The 23,105-nt window shown below is 67.8% G+C and carries 20 protein-coding genes; 15 read left to right on the top strand and 5 right to left on the bottom strand.

Features of this window, described 5'->3' with window-relative positions; genetic code table 11:
- Window positions 1-5: 5 nt before the first annotated feature.
- The 12 genes from ODI_RS14440 (at window position 6) to ODI_RS14385 (ending at window position 12,450) form a co-directional block, all read left to right on the top strand.
- Window positions 6-962 (top strand): RluA family pseudouridine synthase, encoded by a 957-nt coding sequence (locus ODI_RS14440; protein WP_067751685.1) that lies wholly within the window; start codon window positions 6-8, stop codon window positions 960-962.
- A complete protein-coding gene (gene pgeF / locus ODI_RS14435) occupies window positions 950-1,732 on the top strand; it encodes a peptidoglycan editing factor PgeF (RefSeq protein ID WP_067751682.1) in 783 nt (260 codons plus the stop codon). Before ODI_RS14440 ends, pgeF begins: the two co-directional genes overlap by 13 nt.
- 179 nt (window positions 1,733-1,911) lie before the next feature.
- On the top strand, window positions 1,912-3,537 hold the full coding sequence (gene phaC / locus ODI_RS14430; protein WP_067751970.1) for a class I poly(R)-hydroxyalkanoic acid synthase: 1,626 nt from the start codon (window positions 1,912-1,914) through the stop codon (window positions 3,535-3,537).
- A 94-nt stretch (window positions 3,538-3,631) separates the two neighbouring features.
- Window positions 3,632-4,369: a 3-ketoacyl-ACP reductase gene (locus ODI_RS14425; RefSeq protein ID WP_067751679.1), complete on the top strand. Its 738-nt coding sequence runs from the start codon at window positions 3,632-3,634 to the stop codon at window positions 4,367-4,369.
- A gap of 13 nt (window positions 4,370-4,382) precedes the next feature.
- Window positions 4,383-4,946: a polyhydroxyalkanoate synthesis repressor PhaR gene (gene phaR, locus ODI_RS14420; protein WP_067751676.1), complete on the top strand. Its 564-nt coding sequence runs from the start codon at window positions 4,383-4,385 to the stop codon at window positions 4,944-4,946.
- A 587-nt stretch (window positions 4,947-5,533) separates the two neighbouring features.
- On the top strand, window positions 5,534-8,431 hold the full coding sequence (locus tag ODI_RS14415) for a monovalent cation/H+ antiporter subunit A (protein WP_067751673.1): 2,898 nt from the start codon (window positions 5,534-5,536) through the stop codon (window positions 8,429-8,431).
- Window positions 8,431-8,775: a Na+/H+ antiporter subunit C gene (locus ODI_RS14410; protein WP_067751670.1), complete on the top strand. Its 345-nt coding sequence runs from the start codon at window positions 8,431-8,433 to the stop codon at window positions 8,773-8,775. The genes ODI_RS14415 and ODI_RS14410 overlap by 1 nt, the downstream gene beginning before the upstream one ends.
- Window positions 8,772-10,397 (top strand): monovalent cation/H+ antiporter subunit D, encoded by a 1,626-nt coding sequence (locus ODI_RS14405; protein ID WP_067751666.1) that lies wholly within the window; start codon window positions 8,772-8,774, stop codon window positions 10,395-10,397. The genes ODI_RS14410 and ODI_RS14405 overlap by 4 nt, the downstream gene beginning before the upstream one ends.
- On the top strand, window positions 10,394-10,885 hold the full coding sequence (locus ODI_RS14400) for a Na+/H+ antiporter subunit E (protein WP_067751663.1): 492 nt from the start codon (window positions 10,394-10,396) through the stop codon (window positions 10,883-10,885). The genes ODI_RS14405 and ODI_RS14400 overlap by 4 nt, the downstream gene beginning before the upstream one ends.
- Window positions 10,882-11,163 carry a K+/H+ antiporter subunit F gene (locus ODI_RS14395; RefSeq protein WP_067751660.1) on the top strand — a complete coding sequence of 94 codons (282 nt, stop codon included), beginning with the start codon at window positions 10,882-10,884 and terminating at the stop codon, window positions 11,161-11,163. The genes ODI_RS14400 and ODI_RS14395 overlap by 4 nt, the downstream gene beginning before the upstream one ends.
- A complete protein-coding gene (gene mnhG, locus ODI_RS14390) occupies window positions 11,160-11,570 on the top strand; it encodes a monovalent cation/H(+) antiporter subunit G (RefSeq protein WP_067751657.1) in 411 nt (136 codons plus the stop codon). The genes ODI_RS14395 and mnhG overlap by 4 nt, the downstream gene beginning before the upstream one ends.
- Window positions 11,563-12,450, top strand: coding sequence for a PhzF family phenazine biosynthesis protein (locus ODI_RS14385; RefSeq protein WP_067751654.1), 888 nt, complete (start codon window positions 11,563-11,565; stop codon window positions 12,448-12,450). The genes mnhG and ODI_RS14385 overlap by 8 nt, the downstream gene beginning before the upstream one ends.
- A gap of 217 nt (window positions 12,451-12,667) precedes the next feature.
- Here ODI_RS14385 and ODI_RS14380 read toward each other — a convergent pair whose 3' ends face one another.
- From ODI_RS14380 to cphA (ODI_RS14360), 5 genes are all read right to left on the bottom strand, one after another.
- A complete protein-coding gene (locus ODI_RS14380; protein WP_067751651.1) occupies window positions 12,668-12,991 on the bottom strand; it encodes a BON domain-containing protein in 324 nt (107 codons plus the stop codon).
- A gap of 99 nt (window positions 12,992-13,090) precedes the next feature.
- A complete protein-coding gene (locus ODI_RS14375) occupies window positions 13,091-13,255 on the bottom strand; it encodes a DUF1328 family protein (RefSeq protein ID WP_067751648.1) in 165 nt (54 codons plus the stop codon).
- A gap of 27 nt (window positions 13,256-13,282) precedes the next feature.
- Entirely contained in the window at window positions 13,283-13,483 is a 201-nt protein-coding gene (locus tag ODI_RS14370) for a CsbD family protein (RefSeq protein ID WP_067751967.1), read from the bottom strand.
- Between the two features lie 429 nt (window positions 13,484-13,912).
- Window positions 13,913-16,486 (bottom strand): cyanophycin synthetase, encoded by a 2,574-nt coding sequence (gene cphA, locus ODI_RS14365; RefSeq protein ID WP_067751645.1) that lies wholly within the window; start codon window positions 16,484-16,486, stop codon window positions 13,913-13,915.
- A 38-nt stretch (window positions 16,487-16,524) separates the two neighbouring features.
- Window positions 16,525-19,155 (bottom strand): cyanophycin synthetase, encoded by a 2,631-nt coding sequence (gene cphA, locus ODI_RS14360; RefSeq protein ID WP_067751642.1) that lies wholly within the window; start codon window positions 19,153-19,155, stop codon window positions 16,525-16,527.
- A 335-nt stretch (window positions 19,156-19,490) separates the two neighbouring features.
- Between cphA (ODI_RS14360) and ODI_RS14355 the strand changes: the two genes are divergently transcribed.
- The 3 genes from ODI_RS14355 to ODI_RS14345 are packed head-to-tail and all read left to right on the top strand — an operon-like array spanning window position 19,491 to window position 23,033.
- A complete protein-coding gene (locus ODI_RS14355) occupies window positions 19,491-21,776 on the top strand; it encodes a cyanophycin metabolism-associated ABC transporter (protein ID WP_067751639.1) in 2,286 nt (761 codons plus the stop codon).
- Complete coding sequence (locus ODI_RS14350) at window positions 21,766-22,233, top strand: cyanophycin metabolism-associated DUF1854 family protein (protein ID WP_067751636.1); 468 nt, start codon at window positions 21,766-21,768, stop codon at window positions 22,231-22,233. The genes ODI_RS14355 and ODI_RS14350 overlap by 11 nt, the downstream gene beginning before the upstream one ends.
- A gap of 2 nt (window positions 22,234-22,235) precedes the next feature.
- Complete coding sequence (locus ODI_RS14345; protein WP_067751633.1) at window positions 22,236-23,033, top strand: ferritin-like domain-containing protein; 798 nt, start codon at window positions 22,236-22,238, stop codon at window positions 23,031-23,033.
- Window positions 23,034-23,105: the final 72 nt, after the last annotated feature.

Genomic DNA, 23,105 nt, shown 5'->3' with positions numbered 1-23,105 from the left:
TCTCCATGCACCACCTAGCCGACCCTGACACCACGGGTTCCGACGACGAACCGCAGGTGTTCAGCGTGCCTGCCGGCACCAGGGCAGACCGCCTAGACAAGATCCTCGCCGGCCTGCTGCCGGCGCATTCCCGCAATCGCCTGCAGGGCTGGATCGAGGGCGGCCACGTGCTGGTCGACGGCAAACCGGGCAAGGTGCGCCAGCCTGTCGGACCGGGCAGCGTCCTGACCGTCTGGGCGCAGTCGGCCCCGGAAGAGGCCGCCTTCGCGCCCGAGCCGGTCGCGTTCGACGTGCTGGCAGACAGCCCCGACTGGATCGTGGTGAACAAGCCCGCGGGCCTGGTGACGCATCCCGGCGCGGGCAACTGGCATGGCACGCTGCTCAACGGCCTGCTGCACCGCTATCCCGAACTGGCTCAGGTTGCCCGGGCGGGCATCGTGCACCGGCTGGACAAGGACACCTCGGGCCTGCTGGTGGTGGCGCGCCATGAGCGCGCCCAGACGCACCTGGTGCGCCAACTGCAGGCGCGCACGATGGGCCGGCGCTATCTGGCCCTGGCCCATGGCTGGGCGGGCGATGGCACGGTCGACCGTGCCATCGGTCGCGACGCCAAGGTGCCCGTGCGCATGAGCGTGGAGCGTCCCGTCGCCGCCAAGCCCGCCGTCACGCACTACACCCGCCTGCGCATCGGCGATGCCGACGGCGCCCGGGTGTCCGAAGTCGAGTGTCGCCTGGAAACCGGCCGTACCCACCAGATCCGCGTGCACCTGGCCAGCCTGGGACACCCGCTGCTGGCCGACACGCTCTATGGCGGCAAGCTGCTGGCCGACGCGGCAAGGCAGATGCTGCATGCGCGCGCGCTGCGCTTCGACGATCCGGGCGGCGCGGGCGAATGCGCGTTCGAGGCGGATCCGCCGCCAGACATGCAACACGTGAGGGAGACGATCACATGGCAGCCGTGAACGAGCAGGCGGAAGCCTTGGCCGCGCTGGCGGTCATCGAAGGACCGGCCTGGCCGGGCGTCCGCAGTTTCTGTACCACCCGCGCGGGCGGCGTGGGCACCGGCCCCTACGCGAGCCTGAACCTGGGCCTGAAGGCGGGAGACGATGCGCAGGTCGTGCACGAGAACCGTCGCCGTCTGCGCCTGGCACTGCCGGACGATCCGCTCTGGCTGGCGCAGGTGCATGGCACGCGCGTGCTGGATGCCGATGCGCCCATCGATTCCAACGAGGCCGACGCCAGCGTCACGGCGCGGCCTGGCCGGGTGCTGGCCGCGATGGCGGCCGACTGCCTGCCCGTCGTGATCACCGATACGCGGTCGCGCGTGCTGGGCGTGGCCCATGCCGGTTGGCGCGGCCTGGCGGGAGGCGTGCTGGAAGCCACGCTGGCCGCCTTGCGCGAGCGCGCGCCCGATGCGCGGGGCTGGCGCGCCTGGGTGGGGCCCGGTATCGGCCCCACGGCCTTCGAGGTCGGCGAGGAGGTGCGCGAGGCATTCGTCGCGTCCGACCCAGAAGCCGGGCTGGCCTTCTTTCCCCACGACACGGATGCCAGCAAGTGGTGGGCCGACCTGTTCGCCCTGGCGCAACGCCGCCTGGCGCGCGCGGGTGTCGAGGAGATCGTGGTCAGCGGCCGTTGCACGGCCAGCGAACCGGAGACCTTCTTCTCGCATCGCCGCGACCAGGGCGTGACGGGCCGCCAGGCGGTCTTCGCCTGGCTGGCGCCGCAGGCCTGAGGGTAAGCCCTGAACCCGGCGGATTGACAGGGGTATCGTCGCAATGCACCATCTTTTCGTCACGATCGCATGACGCATGACAAACGCGGAGCGTCTCGCCAGTTGACCCCTGGCATTGCGCCATGCACCATCGTCCGGTTCTCGCGCGTGCGCATAACAAGGTGTCGCAAGGTGTCGTTGTGAAAGCCCAGAATCCTCCCGCCTGGCCCTTGCCGGTCAGCGTCGCCCCCGATGCGCTCTCGGGCATCCAGGCAGACTTCTCCCAGGAATGGCGCCGCGTGGTCGATGCCGCGGGCAAGGGCGAGCTGACGCCGCTGTCCGACCGCCGCTTCGGCTCCGCCGCCTGGGCCGGCAGCCCGCAACACCTGCTGATGGCCCACCTGTATCTGCTGTCGGCGCGCGCCCTGTCGCGCATGGTCGACGCGGTCGATGCCACCGAGCCGCTGCGCGAGCGGCTGCGTTTCTCGGTCATGCAGTGGGTCGACGCCATGGCGCCTTCCAACTTCCTGGCCTTCAATCCCGACGCCCAGCAGAAGCTCGTCGAGTCCAGCGGCGAGGTCCTGCGCAACGGCATCGACAACCTGATGCGCGACCTGAAGCGCGGGCGCATCCAGCAATCCGACGAGACGCGTTTCGAGGTGGGGGTGAACGTCGCCGTCACGCCTGGCGGCGTGGTCTACGAGAACGACCTGCTGCAGCTCATCCAGTACACGCCCGCCACGTCCACCGTGCATGCGCGCCCGCTGCTGATCGTGCCGCCTTGCATCAACAAGTTCTATATCCTCGACCTGCAGCCCGAGAACTCCTTCGTGCGGCATGCGGTCGAGGCCGGCCACACCGTCTTCCTGGTCTCGTGGCGCAATCCTCTGGCTTCGGACACCGACGGCATCGACCAGGCCACCTGGGACGACTACATCGAGCGCGGCGTCCTGCAGGCCATCGCGGTCGTGCGCGACATCTCGGCCCAGGACCAGATCAACACCCTGGGCTTCTGCGTGGGCGGCACCATGCTGGGCGCCGCGCTGGCGCTGGCCGCCGCGCGGGGCGAACAGCCCTCGGCTTCGCTGACCTTGCTCACCACCATGCTCGATTTCCGCGAAACCGGCATCCTGGATGTCTTCGTGGACGAGAACCATGCCGCGCTGCGCGACCAGCAACTGGGCGCGGGCGGCCTGATGTCGGCCCTGGAGCTGGCCAACACCTTCGCCTTCCTGCGTCCCAACGAGCTGGTCTGGAACTACGTGGTCGGCAACTACCTGAAGGGCGAGACGCCGCCGCCCTTCGACCTGCTGTACTGGAATGCGGACAGCACCAACCTGCCGGGCCCGTTCTTCGCCTGGTACTTCCGCAACACCTACCTGGAAAACAACCTGAAGGTGCCTGGCCGCGTGAAGACCTGCGGCGTGCCGCTGGACCTGACGCAGCTCGACATGCCGGCCTATCTGTTCGGGTCCCGCGAGGACCACATCGTGCCCTGGATCTCGGCCTATGCCACCACGGCGCTGCTGCGCGGCCAGGCCCGCTTCGTGCTGGGCGCCGCGGGGCACGTCGCCGGCGTCATCAACCCGCCGGCCAAGAACAAGCGCAGCTATTGGGCGCGTGACAGCGACGCGCGCCTGCCCGGCGACCCCCACGCCTGGCTGGCCGGCGCGCAGGAACATGCGGGCAGCTGGTGGCCGGATTGGGCCGACTGGCTGTCGGGGCACGCGGGCCCCAAGGTCAAGAAAAAAGCACGGCTGGGCAATGCGCGCTATCCGGTGATCGAACCGGCGCCCGGCCGTTATGTGCGTGTGCGCGCCGTATGATCATGGCGCCGTGTCACGCGGGTGCAAGACGGGTTGATGGTCCGGGCCGCCTGCCGGCGGGACGGACAGCGAACCGACAACAGGAGACGGACGTATGAGTGGCAAACTGGCATATGTAACCGGCGGCATGGGCGGGATCGGCACCACGATCTGCCAGCGGCTGGCCAAGGAAGGTCATCGGGTGGTCGCGGGTTGCGGCCCCAGCCGCAACTTCAAGCAATGGCTCGACGAGCAGTCGGCGCTGGGCTACGAGTTCCATGCCTCGGTGGGCAATGTGTCCGACTGGGACTCCACCAAGGAAGCCTTCGAGAAGATCCGTCGCGAGCACGGCGAGATCGACGTGCTGGTCAACAACGCCGGCATCACCCGCGACGGCGTGTTCCGCAAGATGACGCTGGACGACTGGCGCGTCGTCATGGACACCAACCTGAATTCGCTGTTCAACGTCACCAAGCAGGTCATCGACGGCATGGTCGACCGCCAATGGGGACGCATCATCAACATCAGCTCGGTCAACGGCCAGAAGGGCCAGTTCGGGCAGACCAACTATTCGACGGCCAAGGCCGGCATCCATGGCTTCACCATGGCGCTGGCGCAAGAGGTCGCGAGCAAGGGAGTGACGGTCAACACCGTCTCGCCGGGCTATATCGGCACCGACATGGTGCGTGCGATCCGTCCCGACGTGCTGGAGAAGATCGTCAACACGATACCGGTCAAGCGGCTGGGCACCCCGGAGGAAATCGCCTCCATGGTGGCCTGGCTTGCCTCTGACGACGCGGGCTTCGCCACGGGGGCGGATTTCTCGCTCAACGGCGGCCTGCACATGGGATGACGGAGGGGAAACCATGACACAAAGCCAAGCTGGCGACGGCACGCGCCTGATAAAAAAATATCCCAATCGCCGGCTGTATGACACGCAGACCAGCACCTACATCACCTTGGCGGACGTCAAGCTGCTGGTGCTGGACAACGAGGTCTTCAAGGTGGTGGACGCCAAGACGTCCGAGGACCTGACGCGCAGCATCCTGCTGCAGATCATCCTGGAGGAAGAGAGCGGCGGCCTGCCGATGTTCTCCTCCACCATGCTGGCCCAGATCATCCGGTTCTATGGCCATGCCATGCAGGGCATCATGGGTTCCTATCTTGAAAAGAACCTGCAGGCCTTCATGGAGATCCAGGAGCGCGTCACCGAACAGTCCAAGGGCCTCTACGGCAACCAGTTCGGCCCGGAGGCGTGGACCCAGTTCATGAACACGCAGACGCCGATGATGCAGAACATGATGAACAGCTACATCGAGCAGAGCAAGAACCTCTTCGTGCAGATGCAGGACCAGATGCAGGACCAGACCCGCAGCATGTTCTCCAACTTCCCGTTCCCGCCCGGGCAGGGCGGCGGCCGGAGCAAGTAACCGGGCAAGCGCGGTCGGCGATGCGCCGCGCGCGCCGGGCCATGCCCGGCGCGCTGCCCACCTCTCGTTTTCCTGTCAGTTGCCCTTCGGACAGGGGCCCGGGTCGTGCCCGGCACAACCCTGGGTTTCCCCCAAATGCAAATTTCTGCGCGATGCTGCACTGCAGCGTGCGGATTCCGGCAAATCGTCTGGTAAAGTAGGGTAATAGACAGACGTTATCGGGTCGTTCCAGGGCGATCACAGCGTCTGTTCGACCTCCGCAGACCATCCAAAACATAACAGTTCTTCCCTTGCGAACCCGCCATTCGGGATCGCGGGATTTGCTTTGTCTTTTGGTGGCAAAAGGGGGCAGATGTCCAGTCAAAAACACATGATGACGCATGCGGCGGGTCCTCGCGGGGCCGTTGCCAGTGTCCAGGGAGAATAGTGATCAGCCGAGTCGCAGCGCCTCGACGCCGTTCCTCGCACCTGCGGGTGCGATGGAGCGCCATTCCGCCCACCTGCCATTTCGGGCGACTTCCCCACGCCGGCACGCCGGCCCGGGAAGCCGCCCCGCAGGTTTTCCAGCGTATTGATGGAGGGACGGCATGACAGCCTGGTCCCTGCTACTGATCCTTGTCCTGCCCTTCGCGGGCAGTCTCTGTGCCGCGGTGCTCAAGCCCAGCGCGCGCAATGCCGAAGCCTGGCTGGCGGGTCTCATCGCCGTGTCCGGGGTCGTGCAACTCATCCTTCTCTATCCCCAGGTGTCCAACGGGCAGGTGCTTGCCCTGTCGCTGCCGTGGGTCCCCGCGCTGGGACTCACGTTCTCGCTGCGCCTGGACGGTTTCGCGTGGATGTTCTCGATGCTGATCACCGGCATCGGCGCCCTGGTGGTGATCTACGCGCGCTACTACATGTCGCCGCAGGATCCGGTGCCGCGCTTCTTCTCGTTCTTCCTCGCCTTCATGGGCTCGATGATGGGCGTGGTGCTGTCGGGCAACCTGATCCAGCTGGCGCTCTTCTGGGAACTGACGAGCCTGGCGTCGTTCATGCTCATCGCCTACTGGCACCATCGCGTGGACGCCCGCCAGGGCGCGCGCATGGCGCTGACGGTCACCGGCGCCGGCGGCCTGTGCCTGCTGGCAGGCGTCCTGCTCATCGGCCACATCGTCGGCAGCTATGACCTGGACCGCGTGCTGGCCTCGGGCGACGTGATCCGCGCGCACCCTGGCTACGCCGTCGCGCTGGTGCTGGTGGCGCTGGGTGCGCTCACCAAGAGCGCGCAATTCCCCTTCCATTTCTGGCTGCCGCACGCCATGGCCGCACCCACGCCGGTGTCGTCCTACCTGCACTCGGCCACCATGGTGAAGGCCGGCGTGTTCCTGCTGGTGCGCCTGTCGCCCGCGCTGGGTGGCACCGACCTGTGGTTCTGGCTGATCGGCGGGGCAGGGCTGTGCACGCTGGTGCTGGGCGCCTATGCCGCCATGTTCCAGCAAGACCTGAAGGGCGTGCTGGCGTACTCCACCATCAGCCACCTGGGCCTCATCACCCTGCTGCTGGGCCTGAACAGCCCCTTGGCCACCGTCGCCGCCATCTTCCACATCATGAACCACGCCATCTTCAAGGCGTCGCTGTTCATGGCGGCCGGCATCATCGACCACGAGACCGGCACGCGCGACATCCGGCGCCTCAGCGGCCTGTACAAGGTCATGCCCATCACCGCCACGCTGGCCATGGTGGCCAGCGCGTCGATGGCGGGCGTACCGCTGCTCAACGGGTTCCTGTCCAAGGAGATGTTCTTCGCCGAGACGGTCTACATCGAAGGCGCCACCTGGGTGCAGGTCGGCCTGCCGGTGGCAGCCACCATCGCGGCCGCCTTCAGCGTGATCTATTCGCTGCGCTTCATCCACCAGGTCTTCTTCGGCCCGACGGCCACCGACCTGCCGCGCGAGCCTCACGAAGCGCCGCGCCTCATGCGCCTGCCGGTGGAGTTCCTGGTGCTGGCCTGCCTGGTGGTCGGCATCCTGCCCGCCATCACCGTGGGCGGCATCCTCGACTCGGCGGCGCGCTCGGTGCTGGGCGCGAACCTGCCCCAATACAGCCTGGCCGTCTGGCACGGCCTGAACCTGCCGCTCATCATGAGCGTGCTGGCCCTGGCGGGCGGCATCGCCGGCTACATCGCCCTGCAACGCAATCTGCGCATGGGCGAGATCGACGGCACGCCGCTCATCTATCGCTTCGACGGCAAGCGCAGCTTCGAGCGCGTCCAGGAGGGCCTGACCACTTTCGCCGAGAGGGTCACGCGGCGGCTCACGTCCGAGCGCCTGCAGGTGCAGATGCTGTGGATCCTGGGCGTCTCGCTCGCCGCGGGGCTGATCGCCCTGTGGGCGCAAGGCGCCAGCGGCCCGTCGGGCCTGTCCACGCCCATGGATCCGCTGTTTGCCCTGTTGTGGCTGCTGGGGGGCGCCTGCGCCATCGCCACGGCCTACCAGGCCAAGTATCACCGCCTGGCCGCGCTCATCCTGATGGGGGGCGCGGGCCTGGTCACCTGCCTGACCTTCGCCTGGCTTTCCGCCCCTGACCTCGCGCTCACGCAGCTGGGCGTCGAGGTGGTCACCATGGTGCTCATCCTGTTGGGCCTGCGCTGGCTGCCCAAGCGTCTGCCGTCGGCGGAGACCGCCTTGTCGGCGCGCCTGCGCCGCGGGCGCGACCTTGCGTTGGCGGTGGGCGCGGGCGCCGGCCTGAGCTGGATCGCCTACGCGATGATGACGCGCCCCAGGGCCGACAGCATTTCGCCGTTCTTCCTGGAAAAGGCGCTGCCCGAAGGGGGCGGGACCAACGTGGTCAACGTCATCCTGGTGGATTTCCGCGGTTTCGATACGCTGGGTGAAATCGCCGTGCTGGGCATCGTGGCGCTGTCCGTCTACGCGCTGCTGCGCCGCTTCCGGCCCGCACCGGAAAGCATGGACCTGCCGGAACAGCAGCAGGATCCGGAAGCCTACGGCAATGCCTCGGGCCGCCCGGCGGGCGACCTGCCCGAGGGCTACCTGATGGTCCCGGCCGTGCTCATCCGCCTGCTGCTGCCGGTGGCCGCGCTGGTCTCCATCTTCCTGCTGCTGCGCGGACACAACCAGCCCGGCGGCGGCTTCGTCGGCGGACTGGTCATGGCCATGGCCGTCATCCTGCAATACATGGTGGGCGGCACGTCGTGGGTGGAATCGCGCTCGCGCCTGCACCCGCAGCACTGGGTCGGCCTGGGCATCCTCATCGCCGCCCTGACGGGCGCCTGGTCCTGGCTGTTCGGCCTGCCATTCCTGGATGGCATGTCCTGGAAGACCTACGTCCCGCTGCTGGGCGAGATCTACATCGGTACCGCGCTCTTCTTCGACATCGGCGTCTACATGCTGGTGGTGGGCGCCACGGTGCTCGTGCTGGTGGCGCTGGCCCACCAATCCGCGCGCAGCCTGCATCGCGCCAACAAGGCACAGGCCGAGGAGAAGCACTGATGGAAATCGTCCTGTCCCTGGCCATCGGCGTGCTCGCCGGTTCCGGCGTGTGGCTGCTGCTGCGCCCACGCACCTTCCAGTTCATCATGGGGCTTTCGCTGGTGTCGTATGCGGTCAACCTCTTCATCTTCAGCATGGGCCGCCTGCAGGTCGACCGCGCGCCGGTCATCGATCCCGACCTGCCGAGCGATCTGCTGAACTATGCCGATCCGCTGCCGCAGGCGCTGGTGCTGACCGCCATCGTCATCGGCTTCGCCATGACCGCGCTCTTCCTGGTGGTCCTGCTGGCCTCTCGCGGCCTGACGGGCACTGACCACGTCGATGGGAAGGAGTCCGACTCGTGAGCGACTGGTTGACGCATCTCCCCATTCTTCCCATCGTCCTGCCCATGCTGGCAGGGTCGGCCATGCTGTTGCTCAGCGACAGCCACCGCAACACACGCATCGCCATCGGTCTCGTGTCGGCGGTCCTGCTGGCCGTCGTCGCGGTGGCGCTGTTCTTCTCGGTCGACGCCGAGGGGGGCACGCGCCTGCTCACCTATCGTCCCGCCAACTGGCCGCCGCCTTTCGGCATCGTGCTGGTGGTGGACCGCCTGGCCGTGCTGATGCTGCTGCTGACCGCTGCCGTGGGCATCGCGACGCTGGTGGCCTCGATCTCGCGCTGGGAAAAGGTCGGCGTGCATTTCCAGCCGCTGCTGCAGTTCCAGCTCATGGGGCTGAACGGCGCGTTCCTCACGGGCGACCTGTTCAACCTGTTCGTGTTCTTCGAGATCCTGCTGGCAGCCTCCTACGGCCTGCTGCTGCATGGCTCGGGTGTCGGACGCGTGCGCGCCGGGCTGCACTATATCGCCGTGAACCTGGTGGGTTCCTTCCTGTTCCTGGTGGGCGTGAGCCTCATCTATGGCGCGGTCGGCACGCTCAACATGGCCGACCTGGCGCAGCGCCTGCCCGACGTGATCGGCGAGGAGCGTGCGCTCTTCAATGCCGGCGCCGCCGTGCTGGGTTGCGCCTTCCTGATCAAGGCCGCGGCCTGGCCCCTGAACTTCTGGCTCGTGGGCGCCTATTCCGCGGCCACGCCGCCGGTGGCCGCGCTGTTCGCGCTCATGACCAAGGTCGGCATCTACTCGATCCTGCGCATGACGGCGGTACTGTCGGCCTCGGGCGAGGCGGGGAGGGTGCTGGCCAGCGACTGGCTGTTCTACGGCGGCCTCGTCACGCTGGCGCTGGGGGCTGCCGGCCTGCTGGCGTCGCAGGAACTGCGGCGCCAGGCGGCCTACAGCATCCTGGTGTCGTCCGGGACCTTGCTGGCCGCCATCGGCCTGTCCAGCACGGACGCCCTGGGGCCGGCCCTGTACTACCTCGTCAGCTCCTCGCTTGCAGTGTCGGCCTTCTTCCTGCTGATCGAGCTCATCGAGCGCAACCGGCCCTTCGGCGCGGACATGCTGGCCATCAGCCTGGAAGCCTTCGGCCTGGATGATCCGGTCGATCCGGATGCGCCCGACGAGGTCGTGGGCGTGGCGTTGCCGGCCGTCATGGCCGTGCTGGGCGCGGGCTTCGTCATGTGCGCCTTGCTTATCACGGGCTTGCCGCCGCTGTCGGGCTTCATCGCCAAGTTCGCCCTGCTGGCCGCGTCGCTGGAGGATCCGGACATGGCAGGGTCGGCGCACGTGCCGCTGGCAGGCTGGCTGATGCTGGCCACCATCCTGCTGTCCGGCCTGGCCGGCGTGATCGCGCTGGCGCGTTCGGGCATCCGCACCTTCTGGTCGGTCGAGCGCAACGTGCTGCGCCTGCGCCTGCTCGATGCCGCGCCGGTCTTCGCCTTGCTTGCACTGTGCGTCGCGCTGACGTTGTGGGCCGACCCTGCGTTGCGCTACATGGACGCCACGGCGCAGGCCCTGCACGCGCCGCGCGACTACATCGAGGCGGTGCTGCCCGCGGCACCCGCCACCCACATGGAGGCGCAATGATGAAAAGGTGGTTCCCTTCGTTGCCCCTGTCGGGCTTCCTGCTGGTGTTGTGGCTGCTGATGAACCAGTCCTTGTCGGCAGGCCAGATCGCCATGGGCCTGTTCCTGGCGTGGTTCGGGCCGGTGGCCGCCGACAGCCTGCGCCCGGTCAAGGCCTCGGCCCGCGTGGTGCCGGCGCTCTTCACGCTGCTGGCGCACATCCTGGTGGACATCTGCCGCTCGAATTTCGATGTCGCCGTCGTGATCCTGGGGGCCAAGGAGCGCCGCGAGCGCTCCGGATTCATCCGCGTGCCCCTGGACCTGGCCGACCCGCACGCGCTGGCGGTGCTGGCCGCCATCGTCACCTCGATTCCCGGCACCGTCTTCGCGGGCCTGAGCAAGGATCGCTGCGAGCTGCTGCTGCACGTGCTCAGCCTCGATGACGAGGCCAAGTGGATCGAGCTGGTCAAGACGCGCTACGAGCGTCCGCTGATGGAGATATACGAATGAACGAGATTCTTCCCTGGGCGGCCAATTTCGCCAGCCTGTGCTTCCTGCTGGCGATGACTTTCGCCACGATCCGCATGCAGCGCGGCCCGACGGCGCAGGACCGCGTGCTGGCGCTGGACAACTTCTACGTCAACGGCATGCTGCTGCTGGTGACGCAGGGCATCCGTGCCGGCACGGCCGTGTATTTCGAAATCGCGCTCCTGATCGCGCTTTTCGGTTTCGTGGGCTCCGTGGCCATGGCCAAGTTCCTGCTGCGCGGCGAGGTGATCGAGCCATGAATGCGGAAACCGTCAGCCTCTGGTTCGCGATCCCCGCGGCCATCCTGCTCGTGCTGGGCGGCATTCTTGCGCTCATCGGTTCCTTCGGCCTTCTCCGGCTGTCCAACTTCTATCAGCGCATCCATGCGCCCACGCTGGGCGCCACCCTGGGTTGCGGCTGCGTGCTGATCGCTTCCATGCTGTACTTCACCGGCCTGTCGGGCCGTCCCGTGATCCACGAGGTGCTCATCACCATCTTCGTCGTGATGACCGCGCCACTGAGCGCCATGATGCTCATCAAGGTGGGGCTGTATCGCTCGGGCCGCGAAGAACGCCTGGAAGCCAAGTCGCCCGCGGCGCACCGCACGGGCTACGACGACTCGGCCACCGGCGACAAGGCCGAGGAGCCCGGGGAACGCATTGGCTGATTACGCCTTCTCGCTGGTCAATGTCTTCGGCCAGACGGCGTTTGGCGGCAATCCGCTGTGCGTCTTCGAAGATGCCCGGGGGCTCACCGACGAGAACATGCAGGCGCTGGCCGTGCAGTTCAACCTGTCCGAGACGGCTTTCATCCTGCCGCCCACGGGGGATGCGACGGCGCGCGTACGCATTTTCACGCCCATGACCGAATTGCCTTTCGCAGGACATCCTGCCTTGGGCACGGCCCATGTGTTGCGGGATCTGCTGGCTTGCGGCGACACGATCAAGCTGGAAATGCGGGCCGGCATGGTCGCGCTGGAGGCGCGCCAGGACGATTGGGTATTCACCGCCCCCATGCCGCAAGGGGGGCCGCGCACGGCGCGCCCGCTGGCGGGCAAGGCCGATATCGCGGCCATGCTGGGCTTGTCGGTGGACGATCTGCTGGACGAGCCGCTGTGGGTCAACACGGGTTCCGAGCAGTTGCTGGTGCCGGTCAAGACGCCTGACATCGTGCGCCGTGTGCAGCCCGATCCCTCGCAGATGGCGCGCTGGCCGGTCAGCGCGGCCGGCCGGCGCAACGCCTATGTCTTCGCCCCGGTGGAATCCGCCGGGCCGACGCGTTTCGGCCAGCGTGCGCTGGCGCGCTATTTCATGGCCAAGCCCGGCAGCGGCGTCGACGAAGACCCGGGCACGGGCTCCGCCTGCGCCAATCTGGGCGGCTGGCTCATTGCCACGGGCCGCGAACTGCCCACGCACGTCAAGGTGGAGCAGGGCGCCTCCATCGGCCGGCCCTGTCTCCTGCAACTCGAGGTCAAGCGCGACCAGACCATCCGCGTCGGCGGCCGCGTCATGACCCTGGGCCGCGGCACCATCAGCCTGCAGCCCTGACACGAAAAAGGCCGAGGCAAACGCCTCGGCCCGTATCTGGAGCAAACGACGCTGGCGTCTCTTCCAGCCCCGCAGGCCCGAAGCCCGCTCCAAATTCAAAACCCCACCCTCAATTTGCAGCGATCTCCCCAGATCAGGGACGCCGCGGAGCCGGCTCCGCCGGTCCGCCAGCGTCGCCCCCCTGGGGGGGAGGCGCGAAGCGCCTCGGGGGGGGGATTTACTTCTTCACCTTGAGGTCGTTGTTGACCTGGCGCACGCCGTCGACGCCGCCAACCACGCGGCCGGCGAGGTCCTTGTGCGCGGTGGTGTCGACGTCGCCCGTCAGCGTCGTCACGCCTTCAATGGTTTCCACCGAGATGTCCAGGGCGCTCAGTTCCTTTTCGGCGACGAGGGCGGCCTTGACCTTGGTGGTGACCACGGCGTCGGAGGCGTATTCACCCGCGCTTTGCTTGGGTTGGCCATCGGCGGCCAGGACGAGCGGGGTGGTGGCGAACGTGGCGGCACCAATGAGAGCGGCGGCGATGTGTTTGCGAGCGATCATGGTGTTTCTCCTTAAGCCGGCCTGCGGTTCAGCGCGGCGCGACGGATAGTGAACGATGTAGCGAGTCTTTCAGGCCGGCCCGGTTCAGGCCGGCCACCTTCATTTCTTGCGCAAAGCGCCGCTCAGCAGCGACAGGACCGCCAGCACGAGGAAGATGAAGAACAGGACCTTGGCGATCGATGCTGCGCCGGCGGCAATGCCACCAAAGCCGAGCACGGCAGCGATCAGCGCGATCACGAAGAAAATAACGGCATAGTGCAGCATGATGCTTCTCCTCGGCAGATACGCGGCTTAGCGGTGTTGGTCGAAGAAGTCGCGGGCTTCCTTGTCGGCCTGCTCGCGGGTCTTGCCATAACGCTCCTGGATCACGCCAGCCAGGCGCTCGGCATTGCCATTGACCTTGGTAATGTCGTCGTCGGTCAGGTCGCCCCATTTGGCTTTGACCTTGCCGGCGATCTGCTTCCACTTGCCTTCCAGGATGTCTTGGTTGATAGCCATGGTTCACCTCACTTTTAATGAATCCGGATCATGTGGAGTTCCTTGGGAAATTCCGGTCCGGTTCGGGTTGGTGAAGACAAGGTAATGCCGTCCAAAAGGGCAGTCAAAACACGGTTGTCGACAAATGTAAGGCGTGGCGCACGTGCTTTTGCGCGGGTGCTTGCGCAGCAAAGCATTGCGCCTCATTGGTGGACGGCAGGATGCGGCGTGCACGCGCATGTGCCATTGGCACGGGGCGGTGGGGTTACATTTGAATAATGCTTGCGCTGCTTTGATCTGCTGGCGTTACAGGTGTAGCGCGCCTGGGCGTGCCGGCGGGCATTTTCAGGCGCAAAACCGGGCAGAAAAAAGGGCGCCAGACCGGCGGGTCGGGCGCCCTTGCCTTGCACGCGCCGTGCTGGGGCAGGCTTCATGCGATGCGGGTCAACGCGGCTCGGCGATCCGCTTGGCGATGTGCGCCAGGGCTTCCTCCACCTGGTCGATAAGCACCAGGCAGAGGTCGCCGGGTTGCAGGCGCTTGAGTGCCGTGTCGGTGGCCAGGAATTCGCCCCGGATTTCCTCGACGTGGCGCGCGCGGCGCGCGTCCTTCAGGCCCTCGCGCAGCAGCGCCAGCACTTCGCCATCCTCGCGTCCGCGCTGGCACTGGTCTTCATAGAGAATCAAGTCATCGAAGGAATCGCCCAGGATGGCGGTCTGCTGGCGGATGTCTTCGTCGCGGCGGTCGCCCGCGCCGCTGATCACCACGACGCGCTTGCGCGCGGGCATGGCTTCCACGGCCGAGACCAGCGCCTGGATGGCGTCGGGGTTGTGGCCGTAGTCGGCGATGAGCGTGGCGCCGTGATAGTCGAACACGTTGAAGCGGCCGGGTGCCGATTGCGCGTCGTTCACGAAGCTGGCCAGGCCTGCTTCGATCACCTGCCAGTCCAGGCCCAGGGCCCACGCGGCAGCGGTGGCGGCCATGGCGTTCTGCACCTGGAAGGCGATGGTGCCGCCGCGCGTCAGCGTGATCGCGTTCAGCGCAATGCGATGCGCGAAACCGCCTTCGGCGGCCACCAGGTGCCCGTCCTCGACGAACACCACGCGCTTGCCTTGTGCGCGGTGCGTGGTCAGCACGGGGTGATGACGGTCGTCGGAGAAGAAGATGACCGAGCCGGGGCAGGAGGCGGCCATGGGCGCGACCATGGGGTCGGCGGCGTTCAGGACGGCGGTGCCGGTGGGGGCGACGTTCTGCACGATGACGCGCTTGACCACGGCCAGGTCTTCCACGGTACTGATGTAGTTCAGCCCCAGGTGGTCGCCCATGCCGATGTTGGTGACGATGGCCACGTCGCAACGGTCGAAGGCCAGGCCTTCGCGCAGGATGCCGCCACGCGCGGTTTCGAAGACGGCGGCGTCGACATCCGGGTGTCCCAGGATGTTGCGCGCGCTGCGCGGGCCGCTGCAGTCGCCGGTGTCGATGCAACGTCCTTCGACATAGACGCCATCGGAGTTGGTCATGCCCACGCGCTTGCCGCTGGCGCCCAGCAGGTGCGCGGTCAGCCGTACCGTGGTCGTCTTGCCGTTGGTGCCGGCCACGGCCACGACCGGGATGCGGCCGTTCTCGCCCGGCCCGAACAGCGTGCCGATCATGGCTTCGCCCACCTGGCGGGGTTTGCCGTAGGAGGGGTTCAGGTGCATGCGCAGGCCGGGGGCCGCGTTCACCTCGACGATGCCGCCGCGCTGGTCTTCCATCGACTGCGCCACGGTTTCGCACACGACGTCCACGCCGCAGATGTCCAGGCCGACCATCTGTGCCGCCGCGACGGCGCGCGCCGCGAGCTCGGGGTGGACTTCGTCGGTCACGTCGGTGGCGGTGCCGCCGGTGCTCAGGTTGGCGTTGTTGCGCAGCACGACGCGCAGGCCGGCGGTGGGCACGCTTTCGGGCGTCAGGTTCTGCTTGCCGAGCGTGGCCACCGCCAGCTCGTCGAGCCGGATCTTGGTGAGCGAGGTGGCATGGCCATCGCCACGCAGCGGGTCCAGGTTGACCTCGGCCACCAGCTCGCGCACGGTGCGCCTGCCGTCGCCGATCACGCTGGGCGGGTCACGGCGCGCGGCGGCGATCATCTGTCCGCCGACGATCAGCACGCGGAAATCATGGCCCGGAATGTAGCGCTCGACGATCACGTCGCGGCTGATGTCCGAGGCCACGGCGAAGGCCGTCGCCAGTTGCTCGCGCGTCTCCAGGTTCACGGCCACGCCCTTGCCCTGGTTGCCGTCGCGCGGTTTGATGACAACGGGCACGCCCACCTCGCAGGCGGCGGCCCAGGCCTCGTCTTCCGTGCGCACGACGCGGCCGACGGGCACCGGCACGCCCGCGGCCTCCAGCAGCAGCTTGGTCAGGTCCTTGTCCTGCGCGATCGACTCCGCGATCGCGCTGGTCATGTCGGTTTCGGCGGCCTGGATGCGGCGCTGGCGGCTACCCCAGCCGAATTGCACCATGCTGCCTTCCGTCAGCCGGCGATAGGGCACTTCGCGGGCCAGGCCGGCCTGCACGATGGCGCCGGTGCTGGGGCCCAGGCGCATGTCCTCGTCCAGCTCGCGCAGGCGGCCCACGGCGGCCTGCAGATCGAAGGGGGTGTCATCCAGCGCTGCCTTGCAGAGTTCCTGGGCCAGTTCGAAGGCCAGGCGGCCGACGGCTTCCTCGGTGTACTGCACCACCACCTGGTACACGCCGGGTTCGACGGTGGGCGTGGTGCGGCCGAAAGCCACGGGACAGCCGGCCACGGCCTGCAGGCCCAGCGCGCAGGCTTCGAGCGCATGCGCCAGCGACACGGGCGCTTCGTGCCCGGCGGGCTTGAGCGCGCGCATGTCGGGAAAGCGGGCGCGCATCCGGGTATAGAAACCCGGCACGTTCTCCAGGTCGCATTGCGGGTCGGCGCACGACACGATGGCTTCGATGGCGGTCAGGCGGCTCCAGATGTTGGGGCCACGCAAGGCGCGAAGACGGGAGACTTCCATGGGGAATTCCTTGACGGATCGTAGGACGTGGGCCGGGTTCAGGCGGTTTGGGTGCAGGACTGGCTGATCCACTGGCGGACACGGTCCACCGTGGCGGCGGCGCTGGCTTCCTCGCATTGCAGCACCAGCAGATGGCCGGCCTGCAGGGCCGACAGCGCGCTGTCCACGGTGGCGCCGTGGTCGGCGGCATCGGTGACCGCGGGCCGGCGAGCGGCCCGCGCAATGCCGTCGCGCAGCAGCGCGCGGGCTTCGCCGTGCACGCGTTCGCTGCGCACGGAGGCGTCGTCGTAGAGCGTGATGTGGTCGAAGGTTTCCCCCAGCAAGCGGCCCATCTGTATCAGCGCGTCATCGCGGCGGTCCGTGCCCGCGCCAAAGATGATGCTGCGGTGACCGGCCGAGAACTGTGCCTGCGCCTCCACCAGGGCGGCCACGCCGGCTTCGTTCTGGGCATCGTCCACGATGACGGTGGCGCCTTGCCATTCGAAGACGGTGTAGCGGCCGGGAATGTCCGAGAAGTCGCGGTCGAAGGCTTCCAGTCCGGCGCGGATCAGTTCCGGCGTCAGGCCCAGCGCCCAGCCGGCCGCCGCGGCGGCCAGCACGTTGGCGACCTGGAAGCGCACGCGCGCGCCGTAGGTGATGGGGATGGCCGACAGGCGCGTGAGCGGCTGTTCCGATTCGCCATCCAGCAGCACCAGCCAGCCGTCGCGCGCCACGACCGCGCGGCCGCCTGCCGCGCGATGCGCGGCCAGCAAGGGCGCCTGCGCGTCGGTGGAGAAGAAGTAGGTCTTGCCGTCGCAGAGTTCGGCCAGTTCTTCCGAGGCCGGGTCCAGGGCGTCCAGGATGGCGGCGCCTTCGGGCAGGACCACGTCGACCTGGCAGCGGTAGACCTTCAGCATCTGCTCGGCGTCGAGGATGTCATGCCGGCCCAGGTGGTCGGGATGCTGCGTGCCGGTCACGATGCCGACCTGGCAACGGTCGTAGGCCATGCCCTGGGTCAGGATGACGTTGCTGTCGTTCTCGATCACGGCCGCCTGGACCGCGCGGTTCAGCAGCACGCGCAGGCCATCGGTCCAGTTGCCGGCGTCGCCGGCCTTCACGCGGCGATTGTCCAGGTACATGCCATCGCTGCAGGCCAGGCCCGTCAGCAGACCATTCAGGTGCAGCAGGCGGGCCACGATCTTGGCCACCACGGTCTTGCCGTTGGTGCCGGTGATGCCCACGACCGGGATGCGTCCGGTGTCGTCCTGCGGGAACAGGTGATCGACGATGGCGCGGCCGACAGGCTGCGCTTCGCCTTGCGCGGGCTTGATGTGCATGAGCAGGCCGGGGCCGGCGTTGACCTCGACGATGGCGCCGCGTTGGTCGGCGAGCGGACGGGAGATGTCCTGCGCCACGAGATCGATGCCGGCGATGTCCAGGCCGACCACGCGCGCGGCCAACGCGGCGATGCGCGCGACTTCGGGGTGGACCTGCGCGGTGACGTCGAACGCGACGTTGCCGTTGCGCTGGATCAGCACCGCGCGGCCTGCGGCCGGCACGCTGTCGGGCGTGAGGCGTTGGCGGCCCAGCTCCAGCATGGCGGCGGAGTCCAGGCGGATCAGGTTCAGCGGCTGGTCTTCGTTGCGGCCACGGCGAGGGTCCGTATTGATCTGGCTTTCCACGAGCTGGCGCACGGTTGAGACGCCGTCGCCCACCACCTCGGCGCTTTCGCCACGGGCGGCCGCGACCAGCTTGTCGCCCACGACCAGCAGGCGATGCTCGATGCCGGGAATGAAGCGTTCGACGATGACGCCGCTGCCCTCGTCGACCGCGATGGCATAGGCGGCATCGATTTCCTCGCGCGTGGTCAGGTTGGTGAAGACGCCGCGGCCATGGTTGCCGTCGCTGGGCTTGAGCACCACGGGCAGGCCGATGGATTCCGCGGTGTCCCAGGCATCTGCGGCGCTCTCGACCAGGCAGCCTTCGGGCACCGGCACGCCGCAATTGCCCAGCAGCTGCTTGGTGAGGTCCTTGTCGCGCGAAATGCTCTCGGCGATGGCGCTGGTGTTGTCGGTCTCGGCGGTCCAGATGCGGCGCTGGCGCGCGCCATAGCCCAGTTGCACCAGGTTGCCGGTGCTCAGGCGCACGGCGGGAATGTCGCGGTCATCCGCGCCATCCACGATGCAGGCGGTGCTCGGGCCCAGGCACAGCGAATCCGTCATTTCGCGCAGGCGCTCGATGGCGGCGTTCACGTCATAGGGGCGGTCTTCGATGGCCGCCATGACGAGGTCGCGCGCGGCATACAGCGCGGCGCGCGTCACCTCTTCGTGCCAGGCGCGCACGATCACCTTGTAGACGCCGCGTTCGGACGTTTCGCGTGCCTTGCCGAAGCCGCCGGGCAGGCCGGCCAGGTTCTGCAGTTCCAGCGTGACGTGTTCGAGGATATGGCCGGGCCAGGTACCTTCGTGCAGGCGTTGCAGGAAGCCGCCGCGCACGCCGGGGCTGCAGCGGTGTTCGATCAGGGTGGGGAGCCAGGCTTCCAGGCGTTGCGGGAAACCGGGCAGCAGGTTGGAAGGGCAGTCCTCCAGCAGTCCGATGTCGACCCAGGCCTCGAGCACCGGCCGGTAGGTCCAGATATTCGGCCCACGCAAGGTCACGATGCGCAGGATTTCAATATCGCGTTTTTTCATCTGTCGCTGTCCCGCCGGCATGACCGGCATCTGAAGGGGAAACTTGGAGGGAGAATCGGCGCGATCTTAGCGCCGCGGCAGGTGAGCACGCGCACTGTGGCCCGAATTAATTATGTTGCGGTGCAATAGTGTTGCGAAATTGTCATTACACCTTCCTGAAAAGCCCAGGGGGCGGGCGTTTCGGGCCGCCAAGCCGGTACTCGGTGGCTATACTCGCAGGCGCAGTGCGTGGCTTTCCGAAGGCCCCGCGCTTGCCCCCAAGGCGACATGCCCTCCGCGGGAGAGGCCGGCCCGCCGGGCGCTGCCAGCGCCAGGGGGATTCTTGCTCCTTGCCCATGAATCTTGCCCCATCCTCCGCCTCCGACGTATTGCCGGCACTGACCGGCCCCTGGCGTGGTGTCGTCGACGCCGCGTTGCAACATGACGAGACGCCGCAGGCGCATGCCTGGATAGACCTCGACGATCAATTGCGGTTCCGTCAGCGCCTGCTGATCCTGACGGCGCGCCGCCTGGTGCTGGTCGAGGCACCCGAGGCGGGCGGCACGCCGGCCGTGGCGCGTGAATGGCCGCTGTCGCCCTCCCTGTCGCTGCGCTGCCGCGACCATGCGGGCGTGGGCACGCTGGAGCTCTTCGACGGCGAACGCCGGGTGGCGGCCTGGCGTCACACCATGGGGGGCGCGCCCATCGCGCGGCTCATGGCCGACCGCCTGGCGCGGCTGAACTCCGCCGAGCGCCGTGCCGCCGCCGAGGCGCATTGCGACCAATGCGGCGCGGCCTTGCCGCCCGACCAGGAAGAGTGTCCTTATTGCGCGCAGGCGCCCGAGGAGCCGCCGTCGACCTGGGCGCTGCTGCGGCTCTGGCGCTTTGCGCGGCCTTATCGCGGCGCGCTGCTGCTGGGCTTCGTGCTGACGGTGGCCTCGACTGCCGCGACGCTGGTGGCGCCGTACCTGACCATGCCGCTGATGGACGACGTGCTGATCCCGTACCAGAACGGCGCGCCCATCGACTATGAACTGGTGTCGCTGTATCTCGGCGGCCTGCTGGCATCCGCGCTGCTCGCGTGGGGCCTGGGCTGGGCGCGCACCTATCTGCTGGCCTGGGTCAGCGAGCGCATCGGCGCCGACCTGCGTACGTCCACCTTCGAGCACCTGCAGAAGCTCTCGCTGCAGTACTTCGGCGGCAAGCGCACGGGCGACCTGATCGCCCGCATCGGCAGCGAGACCGACAGGCTGTGCGTGTTCCTGTCGCTGCACCTGCTGGACTTCGCCACCGACGTGCTGATGATCGTGATGACGGCCGTCATCCTGATTTCCATCAACCCGTGGCTGGCGCTGGTGACCTTGCTGCCGCTGCCTTTCATCATCTGGCTCATCCACCTGGTGCGTGACCGCCTGCGCCACGGTTTCGAGAAGGTCGACCGCATCTGGTCCGAGATCACCAACGTGCTGGCCGACACCATTCCCGGCATCCGCGTGGTGAAGGCCTTCGCGCAGGAGCGCCGCGAGGTGGCGCGTTTCCGCGAGGCCAACGACCGCAACCTGGCCGTCAACGACCGCGTCAACCGCATCTGGGCGCTGTTCTCGCCCACGGTCACGCTGCTCACCGAGATCGGCCTGCTGATCGTCTGGATGTTCGGCATCTGGCAGGTGTCCAACGACCACATCACCGTGGGCGTGCTGGCCGCGTTCCTCGCCTACATCAGCCGCTTCTACACGCGCCTGGATTCCATGAGCCGCATCGTGTCCTTCACGCAGAAGGCCGCGGCGGGCGCCAAGCGCATCTTCGACATCCTGGACCACGTCAGCAGCGTGCCCGAGCCCGCGCGCCCGGTGCCCGCGGGCCGGCTGGAGGGCCGCATCGAATTGCGCCGCGTGGGCTTCCGTTATGGCAGCCGCACGGTGCTCGACGGCGTGAGTCTCGATATCGCGCCCGGCGAGATGATCGGCCTGGTGGGCCATAGCGGTTCCGGCAAGAGCACGCTGGTCAATCTCATCTGCCGTTTCTACGATCCTTCCACCGGCGCCATCCGTGTCGACGGCACCGACCTGCGCGCCTTTGCCGTCGAGGACTATCGCCGCAACGTGGGCCTGGTGCTGCAGGAGCCGTTCCTGTTCTTCGGCACCGTGGCGGAGAACATCGCCTACGGCAAGCCCGAGGCCACGCGCGCCGAGATCGTCGCCGCTGCCCGCGCTGCCCGCGCGCACGAATTCATCCTGCGCCTGCCGCAAGGCTACGATTCGCTGGTCGGCGAGCGCGGCCAGGGCCTGTCGGGCGGTGAGCGCCAGCGCATTTCGATCGCGCGCGCGCTGCTCATCGACCCGCGCATCCTGATCCTGGACGAGGCGACCTCGTCGGTGGACACCACGACCGAGCTGGAGATCCAGGCCGCGCTGGACAACCTGATCCAGGGACGCACGACCATCGCGATCGCGCACCGCTTGAGCACGCTGCGCAAGGCGGACCGCCTGGTGGTGATGGATCGTGGCGAGATCGTCGAGATCGGGCAGCACGAGGCGCTGCTGGCGCGCGAGGGCGCCTACTATCGCCTCTACCAGGCGCAGTTGCGCAACGAAGAGGCCGCGGCAGGCCTGGCCGCCGAGGGAGAGGACGATGACCGTTGATTTCACGCTGGTCCGCGACGAGGCAGGCCAGTTGCTGTTGACCGATGCCGGCGGCCGCGCCTGGCCGGGCGTGATCCCCGTGCGGGCATTCCCGATCCAGGCGCCCGACGAGGCCATCGCGCTGCTGGACCAGGATGGCAAGGAGCTGCGCTGGCTGGATGGCCTGGCGGACGTGCCGCAGGATATCCGGGCGCTGATCCTGGAGGAGCTGGCCGTGCGCGAATTCACCCCGCGCATCGAACGTATCGAGCGCGTGTCGTCGTATGCCACGCCGTCCACCTGGGATGTCATCACCGACCGCGGGCCGACCAAGCTGGTCCTGAAGGGCGAGGAAGACATCCGCCGCCTGCATGACGGCCGCCTGCAGGTCAGCGATTCGCACGGCATGCACTATCTCATCGCCAGCGTGCGTGACCTGGACAAGACCAGCCGCCGCTACCTGGACCGCTTCCTGTAACGATGACGGCGCCTGTCGGAAGGGAGTTGCGCGCGCATGCCCTGCATGCGTTGGCGGCGAAGGATTGGGCGGCCAAGCTGCTGGCCGTCGAGGCGCTGGATACGGGTGCGCGCCTGGACACCGAGGCCGTGCTGGAACCGCCGGCCGTCCTGCCTGGCCGCCCCGAGCGGCCCGAGCTCGTGGCGCACACCAAGATCCGCACGCGTTCGGTGCGCACCACGCAGGGCAGGGCCATCCTGATCCATGCGCTGGCGCATATCGAGTTCAATGCGATCAACCTGGCGCTCGACATCGTCTGGCGCTTTCCCGGCATGCCCGATCCCTTCTATCGCGAATGGCTCGTCGTGGCGCGCGAAGAGGCCTATCACTTCGACCTGCTGCGCCAGCACCTGGAAAGCCTGGGGCATGCCTATGGGGATTTCCCGGCACACCCGGGCCTGTGGAACATGGCCGAAAAGACGCGTGGCGACGTGCTGGCGCGCCTGGCGCTGGTGCCGCGCACGCTGGAGGCGCGGGGGCTGGATGCTTCTCCGCTCGTGCGCGAGAAGCTGGCCCAGGCCGGCGACGCCCATGGGGCTGGCATCCTGGACATCATCCTGCGCGACGAGATCGGACACGTGGCCGTGGGGAACCGCTGGTATCGCCACGTCTGCCGCGAGCGCGGGCTGGAGCCCGTGGCGACCTATGCCGACTTGCAGGCGCGCCACGAAGCGCCGCGGCTGAAAGGCCCGTTCAACCTGGCTGCGCGCCGCGCGGCGGGTTTCGACGAGGCCGAGATCGAAGCGTTGCTGGCGGGCTGAATCCCACTGGCGGCGGGTCGCGGACAGGCCCGTTATTGCGTTCATCGCAGTTGTAGGACCATCGGTTTTCCC

Origin of the sequence: Orrella dioscoreae (assembly GCF_900089455.2) — a bacterium.
Taxonomy (GTDB): Bacteria; Pseudomonadota; Gammaproteobacteria; order Burkholderiales; family Burkholderiaceae_B; genus Orrella; species Orrella dioscoreae.
This window is presented reverse-complemented; position numbering and strand designations above follow the sequence as displayed.